The organism is Streptomyces sp. NRRL S-920 (assembly GCF_000717945.1).
GTDB classification, from domain to species: Bacteria; Actinomycetota; Actinomycetes; order Streptomycetales; family Streptomycetaceae; genus Streptomyces; species Streptomyces alboniger.
This window is the reverse complement of sequence record NZ_JODF01000024.1, coordinates 14,222-30,882: the sequence shown is the minus strand read 5'-3', so window position 1 is coordinate 30,882 and position 16,661 is coordinate 14,222. Positions and strand designations below refer to the sequence as shown.

The following is a 16,661-nucleotide window of genomic DNA, read 5'->3' as shown; positions in this document are numbered from 1 at the left end:
AGTAGGCCGCAGAAGGCTTCCACGGGCAGCGGTCGACTACGGTTGCCCGAATGCGACCCGGCCACCCGTATGCATCTGGTATGCGCTGAACGGGTGGCCTTCAACCGCTACTCCTCGGTCGGAAGCGCGACTTCCCTCGCCGCGTCCGGTCCCTGTTCCAGCAGCACAACGAAGCCTTCCTCGTTGAGAACCGGAACCTTCACCTGCATCGCCTTGTCGTACTTCGAACCGGGGTTGTCCCCGACGACCACGAAAGACGTCTTCTTCGAAACGGAACCGGTCACCTTCGCGCCCCGGGTCTGGAGCGCCTCTTTCGCGCCATCCCGGGTGTAGTGCTCCAGCGTTCCGGTCACGACGACGGTGAGGCCCGCCAGGGGGCGGGGGCCCTCGTCCTCTCCGCTCGACTCCTCCTCCATGCGCACCCCGGCCGCCCGCCACTTGCGGAGGATCTCGCGGTGCCACTCCTCGGTGAACCACTGTTTGAGGGAGGCGGCGATGATCGGGCCGACGCCCTCCACCGCTGCCAGCTCCTCCTCGGTGGCCTGTTCGATGCGGTCGATGGAGCGGAACTCCCGGGCCAGCGCCTCGGCGGCCACCGGGCCGACGTGCCGGATCGAGAGGCCGGTGAGGACGCGGGCGAGCGGGCGCTCCTTGGCCGCCGCGATGTTCTCCAGCATGGCGAGGGTGTTCTTCTTCGCCTCGCCCTTCTGGTTGGCGAAGAAGGTGACGACCTTCTCCTCGCCGGTCTTGGGGTCGCGCTTGGGCAGGCCGGAGTCCTGGTCGAGGACGTAGGACTTGATGGGCAGCAGCTCCTCGACCTTCAGGTCGAAGATGTCCCCCTCGTCGAGGATCGGCGGCTGGGCGGGCTCCAGGGGTCTGGTCAGCGCGGCCGCGGCGACGTAGCCGAAGTTCTCGATGTCGAGGGACTTTCGGCCGGCCAGATAGAAGAGGCGTTCACGCAACTGGGCCGGGCACGACTGGGCGTTGGGGCAGCGGAGGTCGATGTCGGCCTCCTTCATCGGGCGCAGCGGCGTGCCGCACTCGGGGCACTCGCTGGGCATCTCGAACTCCCGCTCGGTGCCGTCCCGCAGGTCCACGACGGGGCCGAGGATCTCCGGGATGACGTCGCCCGCCTTGCGCAGCACCACTGTGTCCCCGATGAAGACGCCCTTCTTCTTCACCACGTCCTGGTTGTGCAGGGTCGCGAACTCCACCTCGGAGCCCGCGACGGTGACGGGCTCCACCTGGGCGTACGGCGTGACGCGCCCGGTGCGGCCGACGCCGACGCGGATGTTGACCAGCTTGGTGTTGACCTCCTCGGGCGCGTACTTCCAGGCGATCGCCCAGCGCGGGGCGCGCGAGGTGGAGCCGAGGCGTCCTTGCAGCGGGATCTCGTCCAGCTTGACGACGACGCCGTCGATCTCGTGCTCCACGGAGTGGCGGTTGTCTCCGAAGTACGTGATGAAGTCCCGTACCCCGTCGAGGCCGTCGACCACCTTGTTGTGCTGGGCGGTGGGCAGGCCCCATTCGTGGAGCAGGTCGTAGGCGTGGCTGAGGCAGTCGATGTCGAAGCCCTCGCGGGCGCCGATGCCGTGCACGACCATGTGCAGCGGGCGGGTCGCGGTGACGCGCGGGTCCTTCTGGCGCAGCGAACCCGCCGCCGCGTTGCGGGGGTTGGCGAAGGGCTTGTCGCCCGCCTCCACCAGGCGGGCGTTCAGCTCCTCGAACTTCTCCATGGGGAAGAAGACCTCGCCGCGGATCTCGACGAGGGCGGGGACGCGGTCGCCCTTGAGGCGCTGGGGGATGTCCGCGATCGTGCGGACGTTCGGCGTGATGTCCTCGCCGGTGCGGCCGTCGCCGCGGGTGGCGGCGCGGGTCAGCCTGCCGTCCTCGTACGTGAGGTTGACCGCGAGGCCGTCGACCTTCAGCTCGCACAGGAAGTGGTACCCCGGGGAGCCGACGTCCTTGGCGACGCGGTCGGCCCAGGAGGCCAGCTCCGCGTCGTCGAAGGCGTTGTCGAGGGAGAGCATGCGCTCGCGGTGCTCGACGGCCGTGAACTCCGTCTCGTACGAACCCGAGACCTTCTGCGTGGGCGAGTCGGGCGTCCGCAGCTCCGGATACTCCTCCTCCAGGGCTTCGAGGGAACGCAGGAGCTTGTCGAACTCGGCGTCGCTGACGACGGGCTGGTCCTTCACGTAGTACCGGAAGCGGTGCTCCTCGATCTGTTCGGCCAGCTGGGCATGCTGATCCCGTGCCTCGGCGGGCACAGAGCCTTGCTGTTCGACAGCCACCGTTTCGTCCTCCCGTTACGTCATACCCAATTACTCAGGGTTGTCTGCGAGCGATCTCGCCGCCTTGACGCAGTGGGCGAGCACCTCGCGCGCATACGCGGGAGAAGCCCCCGCGAGACCGCACGACGGAGTGACCGTGACCGACTCCGCGAGCGATCCCGGATTCAGCCCCAGCCTGCGCCACAGCGTCCTGACACCCATGACGCTACCGGCAGGGTCTGACAATCCGCCGTCCACGCCCGGCACGACACCGGCGAAGAGCTTCGTGCCGCCCTCGACCGCCTCACCGATGACGTCGTCGTCACGCTCGGTGAGCAGTGAGAAGTCGAACGAGATCGCGTGGGCCCCGGCGCGGCGCAGGAGCGCGAAGGGGACGTCGGGCGCGCAGGAGTGGACGATCGTGGGCCCGCCGTCCTGGACGGCCAGCACGTCGCGGAGGGTGTCCTCCACGACCTGTCGGTCCACGGCCCGGTGGGTGCGGTACTGGCTGGCGGTCTTGACCTGCCCGCGCAGCACCGCGATGAGCGAGGGCTCGTCGAGTTGCAGCACCACCTGGGCGCCGGGCACCCTGCGGCGCAGGTCGGCGAGGTGTTCGCGCAGGCCCTCGGCCAGCGATCCCGCGAGGTCACGGCAGGCGCCCGGGTCGGAGAGCGCCACTTCGCCGTTCCTCAGCTCCAGGGCCGCGGCGAGCGTCCAGGGGCCGACGGCCTGGACCTTGAGCGGTCCCTCGTACCCCTGGGTGAACTCCTCCAGGGCGTCGAGGTCCTCGCCGAGCCAGGCCCGCGCGCGCCGGGTGTCGCGCCCGGGACGGTCGCCGACGCGCCAACCGCTGGGCTCCACGCGCGCGTACAGGTCGACGAGCATGCCGGCCGTGCGGCCGATCATGTCGGCGCCGGGTCCGCGGGCGGGCAGCTCGGCGAGGTGGGGCATGCCCTCCTCGGGTCCGTCGAAGCTTCCGGTGACGGTCTTCGCGGCCTCGCGGGCGTCGCCGCCGGGCATGGACCCGACGCCGGTCGCCGGGCTCCAGAGCCGCGCGCTCATCGGCCCGGCCGCACGGTGAGGTCGTTGACCTCCGCGTCGCGCGGCAGGTCCAGGGCCATGAGGATCGTGGTGGCGACCGACTCGGGGTCGATCCAGCGGGAGGCGTCGTACTCCTTGCCCTCCTGCTGGTGGACCTTGACCTGCATGGCGCTCGCCGTGCGGCCGGGGTAGACCGAGGTGACCCGGACGCCGTTGCCGTGCTCCTCCTGGCGCAGGGAGTCGGCGAGGGCCTTCAGGCCGTGCTTGGAGGCGGCGTACGCGGACCAGTTGGCATGGGCGCTGAGGCCGGCGCCCGAGTTGACGAAGACCACGTGCCCCTGGGCGGTCCGGAGTTGGGGCAGGAGGTGGCGGGTCAGCTCGGCGGGGGCGATGAGGTTGACGTTGAGCTGGTGGCGCCAGGCCTTGGGGGTCAGCTCGCCGACCGGGCCGAGGTCGACGACGCCCGCGATGTGCAGGAGGGAGTCCACGCGCGCGGGCAGCGACTGGTGCCCGAAGGCCCAGGAGAGCTTGTCGGGGTCGGAGAGGTCGCCGACGAGGGTGCTCGCGCCGGGGAACTCGGCGGCCAGCTCCTTGGCGCGGCCCGCGTCCCGCGCGTGCAGGACCAGTTCGTCGCCGCGTGCGTGCAGACGGCGGGCGACGGCCGCGCCGATGCCGGAGCCGGCCCCGGTGATCACATGTGTAGCCATACCCGCCATGCTCGCATCACTGGGTGCCCGATGATTCCTCCAGGTAGGCCAGGGCGCCGACGGGCTCCTCGGCGAAGAAGACCAGGTCGGTGAGGGGCACGGGCAGGAAGCCCTCGTCCTCCATGCGCCGGAACTGCTCCCTGAGGCCGTCGTAGAAGCCCGCGGAGTTCAGCAGGACGACCGGCTTGGTGTGCTTGCCGTGCTTCTTCAGCTCCAGGATCTCCGTGGCCTCGTCGAGCGTGCCGGTGCCGCCCACCATGATCACGATCGCGTCGGCCTTCTCCAGGAGAAGTGCCTTGCGCTCGGCGAGGTCGCGGGCGATCACCATCTCGTCGGGCTCGGTGACGGCTCTGGCCTTGGCCCCGAGGAAGTCGACGGAGACGCCGACGAGCCGCCCGCCCGCCTCGTGCACACCGTCCGCCACGACCTTCATCAGACCGCTCTCGGACCCGCCCCAGACCAGCGTGTGCCCGCCCTTGCCGAGCAGTTCGGCGAACTCCCTCGCCGGGGCGGTGTAGCGGTCGTCGAGGTCGGCGGCGGAGAGGAAGACACAGATGTTCATGCGCTCACGGTACGGTCCGACACTGACAGCACCTGTCGAGGAGGGTACGTCGTGACCAAGGGACACCGGATCACCGTCGAGCAGGGGACGGACCATGTGCGCGTGGTGCACGAGGGGCAGGTGGTGGCGGAGAGCACCCGCCCGCTGCTGCTGCGCGAGACGGGCTACCCCGTGCGCTACTACCTCCCCCCGGAGGACGTGCGTACGAACCTGCTGACACCGTCGGAGACGACCACGCACTGCCCGTTCAAGGGCACGGCCTCCTACTGGTCGCTGCCCGGCGCGCGGGACGCGGTGTGGGCGTACTTGGAGCCGAAGCCCGAGGTGGCCGCCGTCAAGGACCACTACTGCTTCTACGACGCCGAGGTCACCGGGCGGGAGTAGCCGCCGGTGGCGGCGGTGAACGTCTTGCGGTAGGCGGCCGGTGAGACGCCGAGCACCGCGCGCATGTGCTGGCGCAGGGAGTTGCCGGTGCCGAACCCGGCCCGGTGGGCGACCACGTCCACGGGAAGGTCGCTCGACTCCAGGAGCTGACGGGCCAGTTCGATGCGCTGGGCGGTCAGCCAGCGCCCCGGAGGCATGCCGACCTCCTCCTGGAAGCGGCGCGTGAAGGTCCGCAGGCTCATGCGCGCGTGGGCGGCCAACTCGCCCAGGGGCAGCGGCTCCTGGAGCCGTTCGAGGGCCCACGCGCGCGTGGCGGCCGTCGTGGCGAGCGTGGGCTCGGGAACGGGCCGCTCGATGTACTGCGCCTGCCCGCCCTCGCGCCAGGGCGGGACCACGCAGAAGCGGGCCACGCGATGGGCGACGGCGCTGCCGTGGTCGCGGCGCAGCAGGTGCAGGCAGAGGTCGACGCCCGCGCCCACACCGGCCGCCGTCAGGATGTCGCCGTCGTCCACGAACAGGACGTCCTCGTCGACCGCGACCCGGGGGAAGGTGCGCCGGAAGTGGTCGGCCTCCTTCCAGTGCGTGGTCGCGGGGCGGCCGTCGAGCAGTCCCGCGGCGGCGAGGACGTAGGACGCGGTGCAGAACGACACCCAGCGCGTGCCCGGCCGCACCCGGGCGAGCGCGGCGGCGAGCGGCCCCGGCAGGAGGCCTTCGTCCGTGCCGCCGCAAAGGCGCTCCGTCGGCGGGATCACCACGGTGTCCGCTTCGGCGAGCGCCTCGGGCCCGTGCTCGACGGTCACCTGGAAGCCGGCGTCGGTGCGCACCGGCCTGCCGTCCACCGTGCAGACGACGACGTCGTACAGCGGGCGTCCTTCGGCGTCCTCGGCGGCCCCGAAGATCCGCGGGGGAATGCCCATCTCGAAGGCGTACGCGCCGTCCAGCGCGAGGACCGCCACCCGGTGGCGCCTGTTCGCGGAAGTCGTGGCCGATTGCATGGCCGAATCCTGTCACATCATGGCCAAACTGCCAGCACCGTGCTCGTCGGTCCCGTCGCACCCTGGGTTCGCAAGCCATTGGCTCGACCGAGAACACAGAAGCTCGACCGAGAACTCAGAAGGATGACCATGAAGATGCGTGCCGTAAGCCCCCGCTCCTGGGGCGCCCCCGAGAACCTGGTGCCGGTGGAGGTCGAGCGCCCCGAACCCGGCCTCACCGAGATCCTGGTCCGGGTGCACGCGGCGGGCGTCAACCCCGTCGACTGGAAGACCCGCGCGGAGGGCGCCTTCGGCAGCTGGGGCGACACACCGATCCTCGGCTACGACGTGTCGGGCGTCGTCGAGGAGGTGGGCCCCGGGGTCACGCTGTACTCCCCCGGTGACGAGGTCTTCGGGATGCCCCGCTTCCCCGAGCAGACGGGCGGTTACGCCGAGTACGTCGCCGCGCCCGCCCGGCGCTTCGCGCCCAAGCCCGCGGGCATCGACCACGTCCAGGCCGCCGCGCTGCCGCTCGCGGCGCTCACCGCCTGGCAGGGGCTGATCGAGACGGCGGGCCTGCGCGCCGGGCAGCGCGTGCTGATCCACGCGGCGGCGGGCGGCGTCGGCCACCTGGCCGTACAGATCGCCAAGGCGCACGGGGCGTATGTCATCGGGACGGCCCGCGAGGACAAGCACGCCTTCCTGCGGGGCCTCGGCGCGGACGAGGTCGTCGACTACGCGCGCGTGGACTTCACCGAGGCGGTGAGCGACGTGGACGTCGTCCTGGACGGTGTGGGCGGCGAGTACGGCACGCGGTCCCTGGAGGTGATCCGCCCCGGCGGCCACCTGGTCACACTGCCCGACCCGGGCGGCCTGCCGGACGCCGGCCTCGCGAGGGAGCGCGGTGTCCACACGGGCTGGACGGTCGTCGAGCCGGACCGCCTGGGCCTCCTGGAGATCGCCCGCCTGGTCGAGGAGGGCAAGCTGCGCGTCGAGATCGACACGGTGCTGCCCCTGGAGGACGCCGCGAAGGCACACGCGTACGGCGAGCAGGGGCGCACGCGGGGCAAGATCGTGCTCCGGGTCGCGGGCTAGGGAGTCTCCCCGAAGTCCCGTCGTTCGCCCGCAGGGCGGGCGTCGCGACGCAGGCGGGACTTCGCGGACACGCCCTCGGGCCCGTCCGGCGGGCCCCGCGGCCCGCGGTGCGATCCGCCGGACAGGTCCTAGGACAGGCCCTAGGGCAGGTCCTAGACGCCCGCCGTCACCCGCTCCGTCGTCGCGATCGTCGCCGAGCCCACCACGCGCGTGCCGTCGTAGAGCACGATCGCCTGGCCGGGGGCCACGCCCCGGACGGGCTCGGTGAAGGAGACCCGCAGCTCGCCGTCGACCAGCTCGGCGCGGACCTCGGTCTCGCCGCCGTGGGCCCGCAGCTGCGCCGTGTACGTGCCGGGTCCGGCGGGCGCGGCCCCGCACCAGCGGGGCTTGACGGCGGCCAGGCCGGTCACGTCCAGGGCGGCGGCCGGGCCGACCGTCACCGTGTTGTTCACCGGGGAGATGTCCAGGACGTAGCGCGGCTTGCCGTCGGGGGCCGGGGTGCCGATCCGCAGGCCCTTGCGCTGGCCGATGGTGTAGCCGTACGCCCCTTCGTGCGTGCCGAGGACCGTCCCGGACTCGTCGACGATGTCGCCCTCCGCCTTGCCGAGGCGGGCGGCGAGGAAGCCCTGGGTGTCGCCGTCGGCGATGAAGCAGATGTCGTGGCTGTCGGGCTTCTTGGCCACCGCGAGCCCCCGGCGCTCGGCCTCCGCGCGGATCTCCTCCTTCGTGGTGACCGTGTCCCCCAGGGGGAACATCGCGTGGGCGAGCTGCTTGTCGTCAAGGACCCCGAGGACGTAGCTCTGGTCCTTGGCCATGTCGGAGGCGCGGTGCAGCTCCCGGGTGCCGTCCTCCCGGACGATCACCTTGGCGTAGTGGCCGGTGACGACCGCGTCGAAACCGAGGGCGAGGGCCTTGTCGAGCAGCGCGGCGAACTTGATCTTCTCGTTGCAGCGCAGGCACGGATTGGGGGTGCGCCCCGCCTCGTACTCGGCGACGAAGTCCTCGACCACGTCCTCGCGGAAGCGCTCGGCGAGGTCCCACACGTAGAACGGGATGCCGATCACGTCCGCGGCGCGGCGGGCGTCGCGCGAGTCCTCGATGGTGCAGCAGCCGCGGGCGCCCGTGCGGAACGACTGGGGGTTCGCCGAGAGCGCGAGGTGCACTCCCGTCACGTCGTGGCCGGCCTCGGCGGCCCGGGCGGCGGCGACGGCGGAGTCCACGCCGCCGGACATGGCGGCCAGGACACGGAGGGGGCGCTGGGGAGGCTGCGGGGTCTCGGTCAGATTCATAGCTCTAACAGAGTACGGGCCCTCGGGAACCGGACGCCCGTGAGTAAGCGTTGACGATCGTATGGGGGAACCAGAGGGGCAGAAGCCAGGAGGTCGGGGAGTCAGCCGGCGCGCCCTGCTGATCGGGGGCGGCGCGGCCGCCTTCGGCACGGCCGTGTTCGCCAGGGACGACCTGGGGCGGCTGTGGTGGCGCATGCCCGGTGTGGTCAAGAAGCGCAAGGAGGGCGAGGTCGACGCCAGGGGCGCGCAGTGGACCGCCGCCTCGGCCTACAACTGGCGCCGCGCGGACCGCCCCGACGACTACACCATCGACCGCGTCATCATCCACGTGGTCCAAGGCGGGTACGCGACGGCGCTGCGCGTCTTCAAGGACCCCGCCCACCGCGCCGCCACGCACTACGTGGTGCGCAAGGACGGGCATGTGGCGCAGATGATCCGCGAGCTGGACGTGGCGTTCCACGCGGGCGACAGGGGCTACAACGAACGCAGCGTGGGCATCGAGCACGAGGGCTTCGTCGACGACAAGTCGTCCTTCACCGCCGCGATGTACGCCTCGTCGGCGCGGCTCACGGCCGGAATATGTGAGCGGTACGACATCCCGGTGGACCGCGAGCACGTCATCGGGCACGTCGAGGTGCCGGGCACGGACCACACGGACCCCGGCCCGCACTGGGACTGGGACCGGTACATGCGCCTGGTCCGCGCCGCGCGCGAGCGGCTCGAAGGGGCCGGGAAGAAGGCCTAGGGCCTGTCCGGCGGATCAGCTCAGGCCCGCTGTGCGTGCCCGCTCCACCGCCGGGCCGATCGCCGCCGCGACCGCCTCGACGTCCGCCTGGGTCGACGTGTGGCCGAAGGAGAAGCGCAGGGTGCCGCGCGCGAGGTCGGGGTCGGTGCCGGTGGCGAGCAGGACGTGGCTGGGCTGGGCGATGCCCGCCGTGCACGCCGACCCGGTGGAGCACTCGATCCCCTGCGCGTCGAGGAGGAGCAGCAGGGAGTCGCCCTCGCAGCCGGGGAAGGTGAAGTGGGCGTTGGCGGGCAGTCGTCCCGCCGGGGAGGGGTCGCCGCCGAGGATCGCCTCGGGGACGGCCGAGCGGACCGCGGCCACCAGGTCGTCGCGCAGGGCGCCGATCTCCGCGGCGAACCGCTCCCGGTGCCCGGCCGCGTACTCCCCCGCGACGGCGAAGGCGGCGATGGCGGGCACGTCCAGCGTCCCGGAGCGCACGTGCCGCTCCTGGCCGCCGCCGTGCAGCACCGGCACGGGGCTGTACTCCCGGCCGAGCAGCAGCGCCCCGATGCCGTACGGGCCGCCGATCTTGTGTCCGGAGACGGTCATCGCGGCGAGCCCGGAGGCGTCGAAGTCGACGGGGACCTGTCCGTAGGCCTGCACGGCGTCGGCGTGCAGCGGGATGCCGAACTCGGCGGCGACGTCGGCCAGTTCACGGATCGGCTGGATCGTGCCGATTTCGTTGTTGGCCCACATGACGGTGGCCAGGGCGACCTCGTCGGGGCCGCGCTCGATCGCCTCGCGCAGCGCGTCGGGGTGGACGCGGCCGTGGGCGTCGACGGGCAGGTACTCGACGGTGGCGCCCTCGTGCTCGCCGAGCCAGTGGACGGCGTCGAGGACCGCGTGGTGTTCGACGGGGCTGGCGAGGACGCGGGTGCGGGCCGGTCGCGCGTCGCGGCGGGCCCAGTACAGGCCCTTCACGGCGAGGTTGTCGGCCTCGGTGCCGCCGGAGGTGAAGACCACCTCGCTGGGCCGGGCGCCGAGCGACTCGGCGAGCGTCTCGCGGGCCTCCTCGACGGTTCGGCGCGCCCGGCGGCCCGCCGCGTGCAGCGAGGAGGCGTTGCCGGTGGCGGCGATCTGCGCGGTCATCGCCGCGATCGCCTCCGGGAGCATCGGGGTGGTCGCTGCGTGGTCGAGGTAGGCCATGGTGCGCACGATTCTACGAGCCGTGCGGCGCCGGACGACCCGGCGGTATCAGCCTGCGACACCCCAGGACACGGTGTTGTCCATCGCGACGAGCGAGGCGAGGACGACGAGGTCGGCCACGCCGAGCCCGAGTCCGAGCAGCGCGCGGCCCCTCCGGGCGGTGCCGCGGCGCAGGGCGAGGCCCGCGAGGACGATCGCGACGGGGCCGAGAAAGATGTTCAGGACGAGCAGTCCGAGGAGGCCGCAGACGAAGGAGGCGACGGCCATGCCGTCGGTGTCGCGGCGTCCGGTGGGGCGCTCGGGGGCGCGGCCGGTCACGGGCTCGGCGGTGCGGTCAGCGGTGCGTTCGGCGATGCGGTCAGCGGTGCGTTCGGTGGTGAGTGCCATGGTCCGACTCCTTGCGGATGGAGGTGCCGTGCGGGCCGGGGGTTACGGCCGCTCAGTGGTGGCGCGTGTGGCGCATGGAGCGCGTGTGGCGCTCGCGGATCGCGAAGACTGCGAGCCACGCGCCGATGACCACGGCGGCGACCAGGGTGACCGGCAGCGGGAGGTGGGCCACGGAACCCATGGCGACACCCAGCAGGAGCAGGGCGGCGACAAGGAAAAGCATGAGATCCCTCTCCAATCGGTGAACGCTTGTGGTAACAACTGTTCACTCACTTAGAGAGTACTCCGCTCCGCGCTTTCAAAACTCGGAGAACAGTTGTTAACTGCATGGCATGAGTCACACTCTCGGCATCCGGCAGGCCCAGAAGCAGAAGACCCGGCAGGCGCTCCTCGACGCGGCGCTCCAGCTGCTGGAGGAGCAGAGCCTCAGCAGCCTGGGCCTGCGCGAGGTCACCCGTGCCGTGGGGGTCGCCCCGACCGCCTTCTACCGGCACTTCCGCGACACCGCCGACCTCGGCGTCGCCCTCGTCGAGGAGGCGCTCGGCAGCTTGCACACGGCACTGACCGCCCTGCTCTCCGCGACCGGCGACAGCGCGGGCGAGGACGACGGGGAGGAGCGCATCGCCGCCACCGTCGAACTGATCGCCGCCTACGTCCGCACCCACCCCGCCCACATCCGCTTCATCGCGCGCGAGAAGCACGGCGGCGTGCAGGCGGTGCGCGCCGCGATAGGCGGTCAGCTCGCTCTGTTCGCCCAGGAGGTGAAGGACCAGTTCGCCCGGGAGCCGGAGGCGGCGGGCTGGGCCGAGGACGATCTCCTGATGCTCGCCGGGATGTACGTCGACCACATGGTGATGACCGCGTCGGCGCTCATGGAGGCGGAGGGCGACCCGGAAGCCGCGGAGCGGGTGGCGGCCACCGCGCGCCGCCGGCTGCGGCTCGTCGGCCTCGGCCGCCGCCACTGGCTGGACGAGCGCTGAACACCGGGGTCGCGGCCCCCGCCAAGTCCCCTGTCGGCGCGTCCTCGACTGCCGACGGGACCTCGCCTGCCATCGGGTCCTCGACTCTCACGTAAGGGGCAACTACCCTTTACGGTCATGACGAACGCGCGTGACACCTGGCCGCTCGACCACGCCTTCCCCAGCTCGTCGGGCACGATCCGCTGGGCCGCGCTCGGCCCCGCCGACGCCCCGCCCGTCGTACTGGTCCACGGCACGCCCTTCTCGTCGTACGTCTGGCGGGGCGTCGCCCGTGCCCTCGCGCGCGACCACCGCGTGTACGTGTGGGACTTGGCCGGTTATGGCGCATCCGAGATGCGGGACGGGCAGGACGTGTCGCTCGCCGCGCAGGGGCGCGTCCTCGCCGAACTGCTCGACCACTGGGGCCTTGAGCGTCCCGCCGTGCTCGCCCACGACTTCGGCGGCTGTGTCGCCCTGCGCGCACACCTGCTGCACGGCGCCCGCTACGACCGCCTCGCCCTCGTCGACCCGGTGGCCCTCGCCCCGTGGGGCTCCCCCACCTACCGGCTGCTGGGCGCGCACGCCGAGATCTTCGGGCAGCTGCCGCCCCACCTGCACGAAGCGCTCGTCCGCGAGTACGTCGGCTCCGCCAGCCACCGCGGCCTGCACCCCGCCGTCCTCGACCGGCTGGTCGCCGCCTGGTGCACGGACGAGGGCAGGCCCGCCTTCTACCGGCAGATCGAGCAGAACGACCAGCGCTACACCGACGAGATCCAAAGCAGGTACGGGGAGTTGAACCTTCCCGTGCTCATCTGCTGGGGCGTCGAGGACACCTGGATCCCGGTGGAGCGCGGCCATGAGCTGGCCCGGGCGATCCCCGGCGCCGAGCTGCGCCTGATCGAGGGCGCGGGCCACCTCGTACAGGAGGACGCGCCCGCCGAACTCACCGGTGAACTGGACCGTTTCCTGCGTACATCGCGGTGACGGCCGCCGCGGCGGCCGCGAGTTCGTTACGCACCTCGGGCGGCGAGAGCACCTCGACGTGATCGGCGAAGGGCAGCAACGTCTTGGCCTCGCCCACGAATTGATAGGCCAGCCGGACCGTGACCCACTCACCGGCGCCCGCCTCGCCGTCACCCACAGCCTCGCCCTCACCCTCGGGCAGGTGGGTGATCGCCGTGCCGTTGAGGCGCAGGAACAGCTCGAAGCGGGAGCGGCGCACCCGGGCCGTCACCTCGATGCCGCCCGGACGCTGCTCCACCTGCCGCTTCAACACCGCCCATACGTCAGCCAGTTCGACCCCGGCGCGGCGCTGGACCGGGGCGTCGGTGAGGGCCGCCGAGCAGACCCGGTCGGCACGGAAGAGGCGCGGGGCGCCGCGCAGGTCGGCGACGAGGTACCAGACGCCCGCCTTGGAGACCAGGCCGTACGGGTCGACGGTGTACGTCCTCGGCTCCGCGGTGCCGCTGTGCCGATAGCGCAGCCGCAGACGGCGGTCGGCGAAGACGGCGTCCTGGAGCACCTCCAGATCGGCGCCCGGCCCCGGCCCCGCCATCCAGCGCGAGGCGTCGACGAGGATGCGGCGGCTCGCCAGCTCGGCGCCCGGCCGGTGCGGGGCGGGCAGTGCGGCCATGACCTTGCGCAGCGCGGAGCCGAGCGCGTCGTCCAGGCCGAGCGCGGCGTGCGCGCCCTGGGCGGCGAGGACGAACAGGGCCCGCGACTCGTCGGCGGTCAGCCCCGTCACGTCGGTGCGGAACCCGGCCAGCAGCTCGATGCCGCCGTGCCGCCCGCGCTCGGCGTAGACCGGGACTCCGGAGGCGGACAGGGCCTCGACGTCACGGTAGATCGTGCGGACCGAGACCTCCAGGCGCTCGGCGAGTTCATGCGCGGGCACCCGGCCACGGGTCTGGAGCAGCAGCAGGATCGAGAGCAGCCGGTCAGCTTTCACGCCGTCCAGGATCTCCCACGCCGGCCGCCCCGCATGCCCCTGTCACCCCGGCAGCCCTTTGCCCCGCTACCCCTCTGCCCCTCTGCCCCTAGGAGAGCCGCGCCCTGGCCAGCTGGCGGGACTGCGCGACCAGGCGGTCCTCGCTGTCCCAGACCTCGGCGTCCTCCTCCAGGAAGCCGCCCGCGAGGTTCCGCGTGGTGATGGCGACCCGCAGTGGGCCCGGGGCGGGGCGGTGGCGGACGTGCACCGTGAGTTCCACCGTGGGCACCCAGCCGCTCAGGCCCATCTCGAAGGCGGTCGGCGGCAGCGCGTCCACCGCGAGCAGCAGCGACAGCGGGTCGGCGTCGCGGCCGTCCACGAGGCCGAACCAGGCGCGCATCTCGCCCTTGCCCGAGGGCTGTCCGAGCGCCCAGCCGAGGGTGGCGGGGTCGAGCTTGAGGAAGAGGCGGTCGGCGATGGCGGAGCTGCCGGGCACCGGGCGGTGGTCCGGGGCGTCCTGGGCGCCGAAGCACTGGTCGAGGGGCGGGATCGCGGGCGGCTTCGCGGTCGTACGGACGTCGTCCGGGAGCGCGTCGAGATCTCCGTACGAGGCGAGCACACGGATCCGTTCGATCTCGCGGCCCTCCTCGTCGTACTGGAAGAGGGAGGCCTGCCCGGTGGAGAGGGAGCGGCCGGCGCGCACCACGTCCGTGCGGATCACGGCGGGTCCGGGGCTGGACGCGGTGAGGTAGTGCGCGGAGATGGTGAACGGGTCGGCGTGCGGCAGGGCGTCGGCGAGGGCGCGGCCGATGACGGCCAGGAGGTAGCCGCCGTTCACGGCGCTGATGATCGTCCAGCCCGCGGAGAGTTGGGTGTCGTAGACGCCGGGCTCGCGCCGGGTGACCGCGGTGTCGCGGTCGAACTCGCTGTCGCCGATGCTCGCGGGCACCGCTGCCGGGAGGGATGCTGCCGTTGCCATGGCAGCAACGTACAACATGTAATTACTGAGCGGTAGCTTTCCGCTCTACGGCGTCTCCCGCACCTCCGCCTCCGTCGCCGTCGACCGGCGGTTCCAGGCGCGCGGCGCCCGCCAGTGGTAGTGCAGCGCCAGGAGACGCAGGACGAACGTCGTCACGGCGGCGAGGCCGCTGGTGAACGCCGTCAGCTGGTCGTACCGGATGCACAGCGCGACCATGGCGGCGCCCACGATGGCGGGCACGGCGTACAGGTCGCGGTCCCAGCGGACCAGGGAGGGCACTTCGTTGGCGACGATGTCGCGCAGCACACCGCCGCCCACCGCGGTCATCAGGCCGAGGGCGGCCGACGCGGTGAGGCCGAGACCGTAGTCGTACGCCTTGGTCGTGCCCGCGACGCAGAAGAGGCCGAGACCCGCCGCGTCGAACACGTTCACCGCGAGCTGGGTGCGCTCGACCTCGGGGTGGAGGAAGAAGACCAGCGCGGCCGCGACGAGCGGGGTGATGAAGTAGCCGAGGTCGGTGAAGGCGGCCGGGGGCACCGCTCCGATGACCAGGTCGCGGAAGAGCCCTCCGCCCAGCGCCGTGACCTCGGCGAGGACGGCGATGCCGAAGACGTCGAAGTTCTTGCGCACGGCGAGCAGCGCGCCGGAGATCGCGAAGACGAAGATCCCCACGATGTCCAGCGCGTGCTGGACGGAGGGTGTGAACAGGTCCTGGAGCACGCGCCATTCTTACCCGCGGCGGGACGGGCTCTTGGCCGCCCTCGCCTCCGGTGCGCGTCGGCGGCGCCGAGCTGGGGTTTCTGTGTGCTTCTGTCCCGTAGGGCCGCCGGGGACACGGCAATGGGAGGACGCGGTGTGCTCGCGTCCTCCCATTGGCGGGCTCGCTACTTCTCTGGAGAAGCGGGCTTGTCGGAGGACTGCTTCTCCGGGGCCGCCTCGGCCGGCGCGGCCGCCTCGGCCGATTCCGCTGCCTCGGCCGATTTCGCCGGCGCGGCCGATTTCGCCGGCGCGGCCGATTCCGCCGCCGCCGTCTCCTCCGCCTTGGCGACCACCGTCACCACCTCGATCGCGTCCCTGGCGGCCGACAGCAGCTCGGTGTCCTCGGGCGCCTGGTCCTCCGCGCTCTCGGGGTGGTGGCACGCCACCTGGTGGCCCGAGGCGAGCGGGATCAGCGGCGGCTCCTTCGTCGTGCAGACCGCCGTCGCCTTCCAGCACCGCGTGTGGAAGCGGCAGCCGCTCGGCGGATCGATCGGCGAGGGGACGTCGCCGCGGAGCAGGATCCGCTCGCTCTTGGCGCCGCGCCGCCTGGGGTCGGGCACCGGCACGGCGGAGAGCAGCGCCTTGGTGTACGGGTGCATCGGCGTGGAGTAGAGGTCCTTGCGGTCCGCCAGTTCCACGATCTTGCCGAGGTACATCACCGCGATGCGGTCCGAGACGTGCCGGATGACCGACAGGTCGTGCGCGATGATCACGTACGTGAGACCCAGCTCGTCCTGGAGGTCGTCCAGGAGGTTGACCACCTGGGCCTGGATGGAGACGTCCAGGGCCGAGACCGGCTCGTCCGCCACCACGAGCTTGGGCCGCAGGGCCAGCGCACGCGCGATGCCGATGCGCTGGCGCTGACCGCCGGAGAATTCGTGCGGATAGCGGTTGTAGTGCTCGGGGTTGAGGCCGACGCGCTCCAGCATCTCCTGCACGGTCTTCTTCACGCCGCCCTCGGGCTTGACGCCCTGGAGCTTGAAGGGCGCGCCCACGATCGTGCCGATGGTGTGCCGGGGGTTCAGCGACGAGTACGGATCCTGGAAGATCATCTGCACGTCGCGGCGGAGCGGGCGCATCTTGGCGGTGTTCAGATGCGTGATGTCCGTACCCTCGAACTCGACGCGACCGCTGGACGGTTCGAGCAGCCGGGTGATGAGCCGGCCCATCGTCGACTTGCCGCAGCCGGACTCGCCGACCACGCCGAGCGTCTCACCGGGGCGTACGTCGAAGGTCAGGCCGTCGACCGCCTGCACCGCCGCGACCTGGCGCTGGAGCAGCCCCTTCTTGATGGGGAAGTGCTTCACCAGGCCGTCGACCTTGAGCAGCGGCTCGGTCGCGCCCTTGGTCTGCGCCGGGGTCCGCGCCGGGATCGTCATCTCCTGGCCCTCCGCCGTG

18 protein-coding genes are annotated in these 16,661 nt (G+C 72.0%); 5 read left to right on the top strand and 13 right to left on the bottom strand.

Translation table 11 applies throughout. The features are described 5' to 3' along the window. Positions 1 to 107: 107 nt before the first annotated feature. The 4 genes from ligA to IG54_RS0118875 are packed head-to-tail and all read right to left on the bottom strand — an operon-like array spanning position 108 to position 4,580. Positions 108 to 2,291 (bottom strand): NAD-dependent DNA ligase LigA, encoded by a 2,184-nt coding sequence (ligA, locus tag IG54_RS0118890; protein ID WP_030785207.1) that lies wholly within the window; start codon positions 2,289 to 2,291, stop codon positions 108 to 110. A 30-nt stretch (positions 2,292 to 2,321) separates the two neighbouring features. Beyond that, positions 2,322 to 3,332 carry a methionine synthase gene (locus tag IG54_RS0118885; protein ID WP_030785204.1) on the bottom strand — a complete coding sequence of 337 codons (1,011 nt, stop codon included), beginning with the start codon at positions 3,330 to 3,332 and terminating at the stop codon, positions 2,322 to 2,324. Beyond that, positions 3,329 to 4,027 (bottom strand): SDR family oxidoreductase, encoded by a 699-nt coding sequence (locus IG54_RS0118880; RefSeq protein WP_078594262.1) that lies wholly within the window; start codon positions 4,025 to 4,027, stop codon positions 3,329 to 3,331. Before IG54_RS0118880 ends, IG54_RS0118885 begins: the two co-directional genes overlap by 4 nt. Positions 4,028 to 4,034: 7 nt before the next feature. Beyond that, positions 4,035 to 4,580 carry a TIGR00730 family Rossman fold protein gene (locus IG54_RS0118875; protein WP_030785198.1) on the bottom strand — a complete coding sequence of 182 codons (546 nt, stop codon included), beginning with the start codon at positions 4,578 to 4,580 and terminating at the stop codon, positions 4,035 to 4,037. Positions 4,581 to 4,631: 51 nt separating this feature from the next. On the opposite strand from IG54_RS0118875, the gene IG54_RS0118870 reads away from it, so the two are divergent. Beyond that, a complete protein-coding gene (locus IG54_RS0118870) occupies positions 4,632 to 4,964 on the top strand; it encodes a DUF427 domain-containing protein (protein WP_030785196.1) in 333 nt (110 codons plus the stop codon). Here IG54_RS0118870 and IG54_RS0118865 read toward each other — a convergent pair. Next, positions 4,934 to 5,959 carry a GlxA family transcriptional regulator gene (locus IG54_RS0118865; protein ID WP_051819658.1) on the bottom strand — a complete coding sequence of 342 codons (1,026 nt, stop codon included), beginning with the start codon at positions 5,957 to 5,959 and terminating at the stop codon, positions 4,934 to 4,936. The two genes, IG54_RS0118870 and IG54_RS0118865, sit on opposite strands and share 31 nt — an antisense overlap. Before the next feature lie 135 nt (positions 5,960 to 6,094). Between IG54_RS0118865 and IG54_RS0118860 the strand changes: the two genes are divergently transcribed. Further along, on the top strand, positions 6,095 to 7,033 hold the full coding sequence (locus tag IG54_RS0118860; protein ID WP_030785190.1) for an NADP-dependent oxidoreductase: 939 nt from the start codon (positions 6,095 to 6,097) through the stop codon (positions 7,031 to 7,033). Between the two features lie 152 nt (positions 7,034 to 7,185). Here IG54_RS0118860 and mnmA read toward each other — a convergent pair whose 3' ends face one another. Then, positions 7,186 to 8,316 (bottom strand): tRNA 2-thiouridine(34) synthase MnmA, encoded by a 1,131-nt coding sequence (gene mnmA, locus IG54_RS0118855; RefSeq protein WP_030785188.1) that lies wholly within the window; start codon positions 8,314 to 8,316, stop codon positions 7,186 to 7,188. 67 nt (positions 8,317 to 8,383) lie between these two features. Between mnmA and IG54_RS0118850 the strand changes: the two genes are divergently transcribed. Continuing rightward, the gene (locus IG54_RS0118850) at positions 8,384 to 9,067 is read left to right on the top strand and encodes an N-acetylmuramoyl-L-alanine amidase (protein ID WP_037897424.1); all 684 of its coding nucleotides are present in this window, start codon (positions 8,384 to 8,386) and stop codon (positions 9,065 to 9,067) included. Between the two features lie 15 nt (positions 9,068 to 9,082). Here the strand turns inward: IG54_RS0118850 and IG54_RS0118845 are convergent, their stop codons facing one another. From IG54_RS0118845 to IG54_RS42545, 3 genes are read right to left on the bottom strand one after another with little or no spacing between them, the layout of a single operon-like run. After that, positions 9,083 to 10,252 carry a cysteine desulfurase family protein gene (locus tag IG54_RS0118845; protein WP_030785182.1) on the bottom strand — a complete coding sequence of 390 codons (1,170 nt, stop codon included), beginning with the start codon at positions 10,250 to 10,252 and terminating at the stop codon, positions 9,083 to 9,085. Positions 10,253 to 10,300: 48 nt separating this feature from the next. After that, complete coding sequence (locus IG54_RS0118840; protein ID WP_051819657.1) at positions 10,301 to 10,639, bottom strand: hypothetical protein; 339 nt, start codon at positions 10,637 to 10,639, stop codon at positions 10,301 to 10,303. 52 nt (positions 10,640 to 10,691) lie between these two features. Continuing rightward, positions 10,692 to 10,862 (bottom strand): hypothetical protein, encoded by a 171-nt coding sequence (locus IG54_RS42545; protein WP_199809561.1) that lies wholly within the window; start codon positions 10,860 to 10,862, stop codon positions 10,692 to 10,694. Positions 10,863 to 10,971: 109 nt separating this feature from the next. Between IG54_RS42545 and IG54_RS39285 the strand changes: the two genes are divergently transcribed. Further along, entirely contained in the window at positions 10,972 to 11,619 is a 648-nt protein-coding gene (locus IG54_RS39285; protein ID WP_051819656.1) for a TetR family transcriptional regulator, read from the top strand. 117 nt (positions 11,620 to 11,736) lie between these two features. Then, positions 11,737 to 12,582, top strand: a complete 846-nt coding sequence (locus tag IG54_RS0118820) for an alpha/beta fold hydrolase (protein WP_030785175.1) — start codon at positions 11,737 to 11,739, stop codon at positions 12,580 to 12,582. On the opposite strand, the gene IG54_RS0118815 is transcribed toward IG54_RS0118820, so the two are convergent. The 4 genes from IG54_RS0118815 to IG54_RS0118800 form a co-directional block, all read right to left on the bottom strand. After that, on the bottom strand, positions 12,542 to 13,546 hold the full coding sequence (locus IG54_RS0118815; RefSeq protein WP_030785173.1) for a helix-turn-helix transcriptional regulator: 1,005 nt from the start codon (positions 13,544 to 13,546) through the stop codon (positions 12,542 to 12,544). The two genes, IG54_RS0118820 and IG54_RS0118815, sit on opposite strands and share 41 nt — an antisense overlap. An 88-nt stretch (positions 13,547 to 13,634) precedes the next feature. Further along, positions 13,635 to 14,504 (bottom strand): thioesterase family protein, encoded by an 870-nt coding sequence (locus IG54_RS0118810; RefSeq protein WP_030785170.1) that lies wholly within the window; start codon positions 14,502 to 14,504, stop codon positions 13,635 to 13,637. Between the two features lie 45 nt (positions 14,505 to 14,549). Further along, positions 14,550 to 15,224 carry a trimeric intracellular cation channel family protein gene (locus IG54_RS0118805; RefSeq protein WP_030785168.1) on the bottom strand — a complete coding sequence of 225 codons (675 nt, stop codon included), beginning with the start codon at positions 15,222 to 15,224 and terminating at the stop codon, positions 14,550 to 14,552. Between the two features lie 164 nt (positions 15,225 to 15,388). Further along, positions 15,389 to 16,642 (bottom strand): ABC transporter ATP-binding protein, encoded by a 1,254-nt coding sequence (locus IG54_RS0118800; RefSeq protein WP_030785165.1) that lies wholly within the window; start codon positions 16,640 to 16,642, stop codon positions 15,389 to 15,391. Between the last annotated feature and the right edge of the window lie 19 nt (positions 16,643 to 16,661).